Below are 3,300 nucleotides of genomic sequence, written 5' to 3'. Positions count from 1 at the left end.
CCCGTCGAGCCACTTGGCCACGCCACCATGACGAGAGCAGGCGCCCTGATGAGTGGCGGTCTGGATGTAGCTGCCATCCTTGCATTGAGCTGTTGAACCGGCGGGAACTTGGCTCGCGCCGGACAGGCATGACTTCGAAAAGTCACGGTAGCTCTGGCCCTTCGTTGTTCCCTTGGCCTTCATTTCGTTCCACTGAGAGGCGCAGGCCTTCATGTGATCGTTGTTCGCGGTCTGGGCATTTGCAACGACTGGAGCGCCGGCCGCGAGGGCGAGCGAAGTGAGAGCGACAGCCAGAAAACGCATCGGGATCCTCCTGAAACATCAGAAATCTAGGCGTCGGGCGAGGTCCGGCAAGACTCAGCCGGATAGTTGGGGCCGCCTATTTTTTCAGTTTCGTGGCGAAACTCCCACATGAGTTAAATTTTTTGACCAATTGATCTGAAACAGAGTGGTGTGGCTTCCAACAGATAGGATTCTGGCAGAGCGTACATACGATCTATGCTGGAGCCGTGTCTTGCCGACAGAGTTGATTAGAACCCACCTGCGATATCTGGAATCCGACGCGAAGACGGTGCGAGAGCGAGCTGTAATCCGTGCCTGGATCACCATGATCGAGTCGGATCCGGCATTGGTCGAGATCATCGAGGAGAACAAAAAGGACGAGTTGTCCCAGTACCGCTGGGACATCATCCGAGTGGCCTCGGAACTTCTCCAAAGCCTTGCCCAAGAAGTGAATGTGCTTGGGGGAGATTACCCGGAGGAAGCCCTTTTCCTCGCCCAGGAAAACACCCATCAACGTCAGTGAGTTCTCTTGAGACCTTGGGAAATCGCCGCAGAAGCGCGTGAGGTTTCTCCTCTCAGTGCCGAGCGTTCTTTTTGCCTCGGTACAGGGAGATCGGGCAGTTCCGACCGGAGCGGCTCGGAGGGCGGGAAGAAGCGATCGGGGTTGATCCGGAACGCTTCAGCCATCCTAACCAAGAGAGCAGCGCCGGCACGTGCGCTTCCGTCTTCGCATTCGATGAGGCGGCAAACCGCGATCCCTACATCCTCTGCGAGCTCCTCTCGGGTCAGACCGGACGACTCTCGATAGGCACGAAGCCTTGCTCCGATGTAGCCGTCTACCCACTTGGCTCGCTCGCCCAATCTCGGTGCTCCTTCGCTCCCGCTTCTACCGCCAGTAGAAACATCAATTGGGCTCGAAAGGGAAGCTGCAGCCCTGTGACGAAGCATCTCGGAGGGTTGCCGATTGTTGCCGCCCGGTGCTTTCGTCAACTGACCGGCAAGACGCATGCCAGTGCTTGTTCTTCTTCCGTTCCCGTGCATGATGCCGGGATGGATGTGGGTGAGACACCGAAAACGCTGGGCGAGGCGGAGCTTGCGGGCTGGACCCGATTCCTGGTGAGCTGCCCGAAGTGTCGACTGTTGGTCGAGCTGCCCTTCAACGAAGTCTGGCGCCGATCGCCTTACCGGAGCCTCGCCGATATCGTGCAGCGCCTTCGGTGCGGGCGCTGCGGATCGCGGCCGGACCGCGTCGCGCTCGAGCGCACGATCTTCCGGCACCTGGGCGGCACGCCGGAGTCAGAGACGTTGCCGCTCTGCCGACTGTTACCTGAGTGTTAGGCGGCCGTTCTCCGGCAGCCTTCTCTCTTCAAACCAGCAGCATCACGGAATCAGTCGTGCGGCTGCTGGACTGAATTCAGCAGGGCGTCCGAGGTGGCACGAAGAAGCACAGCGAGGTTTTCAGGGCTGTCGCGATCTGGGACAGGCGAGAGGCTGAAAGGCGGTTCTGACCGGTTTCGTACTTCTGGATCTGCTGCGGGCTGATCTCCAGCATCTCAGCCAGGTCCTGGAGCGAAATCCCGAGTTCCCGCCGCTTGTCTCGCACCTTTCCGCCGATATGACGATCGTCCTCTCCCACGGATCTCGTGGTCAACCTGTCCGGCATGGATTCCCCCCTCCTTGGATCGGCATACGGATGGGCGGAGTATCTTCGTATCCGAGTGACTTCAAGGGCAGAGCGGCACAAAAGAGGCTCGGCTGCACGCTTGAGCGAGAGCTCAGCCCTCAGCCTCGGCGATGAGCTATACGTGCAGTGAGTTGACGTCGCCCTTGATCGAATCGCTGATGAGTTGACGCTCAGCCAAGTGTGAGCACGTTCTGCTCAGTGAGCACCTGACGTGCAATCCCACGGCCATGAGCAGTTTGACCGGCGGTAACAGCAGCTCCGTCGATGTTCCCCGGCGGTTTGCAAACCTTTCCTAAGGCGTTGATGTCGCTAAGCCCCCTGGGAGGGAAGTTTGCAGGAATCATTTTGCAGTTCAGGTGATCCGACAAGATTCCTAATCTGGAGCACTGGCGAGTTCGGCGGCTTTTCATGACGCGAGGACACCAGCTTGCAGGATCGCCATGACGGGCGACGTTTCAGAACGTCGCTCAGCGGCCCCCGCTGCTGTCGCGCTCGGTATGTAGCGGTTGTCGATCCGGACCAAAAGTGGGTCTCGGTCCGTTTACTTCGCCTCGCGTAAGTCATTGAAAACGCAAGCGGTCGACTTCGGGCCGTTTACGGCTAAGTCACTGATCGGCCGTGGAAACCTTCCGGTTACAAATCAGGTGCTCTACCAACTGAGCTAAGCCGGCCTATCGCTAGAAGCGCTTCAGAGCCCTTGCCTTAGAAAACCGCCTGTGTCCAGCCTCTGCGACTTCTGTTCTTCAGCCGTTCTCTTCAAAGCATAGGGCGGCCACAGGAACGATCGCACTCCCGGTCGAACAGCTCCGGATCTCGGCGATGTCGTCCGTGCGCAGCTCGTCACCTTGACGATTTCGCCATCGGTCAACTCTTCCCGCCAGCCATGTTGCGAGATAATCAGACTTTCGAGCTGAGCCGAAGGTTTACACCGATCTTGACGCTCTGTTAGGCGCCATTGTCCTTCTTAGTCACTCGGGAGCCGTCGTCTATCGCAAGAGACTTTCTGCCGGCCGTCTTCTTAGTGGCTCCTGACAATGGCGCGAATGTTGTGAGATTCGGGTGTTCGACGATCTCGTACGCTCGTCTGCTTTTGTCACGTGCGTTGATGGGATTGATCCGGCGGTGGCAGTCCAGCCGGAGACTGAAACCATCAAACGGCGCCGGCCTGAACTACGGCGGCGGCGCCACTGACGTGCTCCCCGAGTTTGGACCGCCCGGCTGGAGGATTTCCGGGGGTGCTGACGTGCTCCCCGAGTTTGGACCGCCCGGCTGGAGGATTTCCGGGGGTGCTGCTCAGGCTGTCGCACCGTCTCCTGAGCGTTTCATCAGCTCGA

At 58.9% G+C, this 3,300-nt stretch carries 5 protein-coding genes; 2 read left to right on the top strand and 3 right to left on the bottom strand.

Annotation, left to right across the window (positions count from 1 at the left end):
- The coding region (locus BMY25_RS20275) for a DUF3761 domain-containing protein (protein WP_092500088.1) at window positions 1-303 on the bottom strand (303 nt) is incomplete at its 3' end.
- A gap of 304 nt (window positions 304-607) precedes the next feature.
- Here BMY25_RS20275 and BMY25_RS20270 point away from each other — a divergent pair.
- Window positions 608-805: a hypothetical protein gene (locus BMY25_RS20270; RefSeq protein WP_143062085.1), complete on the top strand. Its 198-nt coding sequence runs from the start codon at window positions 608-610 to the stop codon at window positions 803-805.
- Here BMY25_RS20270 and BMY25_RS21505 read toward each other — a convergent pair.
- A complete protein-coding gene (locus tag BMY25_RS21505) occupies window positions 799-1,230 on the bottom strand; it encodes a helix-turn-helix domain-containing protein (protein ID WP_428976992.1) in 432 nt (143 codons plus the stop codon). The two genes, BMY25_RS20270 and BMY25_RS21505, sit on opposite strands and share 7 nt — an antisense overlap.
- On the opposite strand from BMY25_RS21505, the gene BMY25_RS20990 reads away from it, so the two are divergent.
- A complete protein-coding gene (locus tag BMY25_RS20990; RefSeq protein ID WP_177176973.1) occupies window positions 1,219-1,620 on the top strand; it encodes a hypothetical protein in 402 nt (133 codons plus the stop codon). The two genes, BMY25_RS21505 and BMY25_RS20990, sit on opposite strands and share 12 nt — an antisense overlap.
- 76 nt (window positions 1,621-1,696) lie before the next feature.
- Here the strand turns inward: BMY25_RS20990 and BMY25_RS20255 are convergent, their stop codons facing one another.
- Window positions 1,697-1,945: a helix-turn-helix domain-containing protein gene (locus tag BMY25_RS20255; RefSeq protein ID WP_092500080.1), complete on the bottom strand. Its 249-nt coding sequence runs from the start codon at window positions 1,943-1,945 to the stop codon at window positions 1,697-1,699.
- Window positions 1,946-3,300: the final 1,355 nt, after the last annotated feature.

Source organism: Faunimonas pinastri, from assembly GCF_900110915.1.
GTDB lineage: Bacteria > Pseudomonadota > Alphaproteobacteria > Rhizobiales > Afifellaceae > Faunimonas > Faunimonas pinastri.
Note: the sequence above shows the minus strand (reverse complement) of the source record. Positions and strands in the feature narration are given on the sequence as shown.

Excerpts from the sequence above, each read along its gene's own strand:
- BMY25_RS21505 (WP_428976992.1), bottom strand. The coding sequence starts at position 1,230 with ATGCTTCGTCACAGGGCTGCAGCTTCCCTTTCGAGCCCAATTGATGTT.
- BMY25_RS20255 (WP_092500080.1), bottom strand. The coding sequence starts at position 1,945 with ATGCCGGACAGGTTGACCACGAGATCCGTGGGAGAGGACGATCGTCAT.
- BMY25_RS20270 (WP_143062085.1), top strand. The coding sequence starts at position 608 with ATGATCGAGTCGGATCCGGCATTGGTCGAGATCATCGAGGAGAACAAA.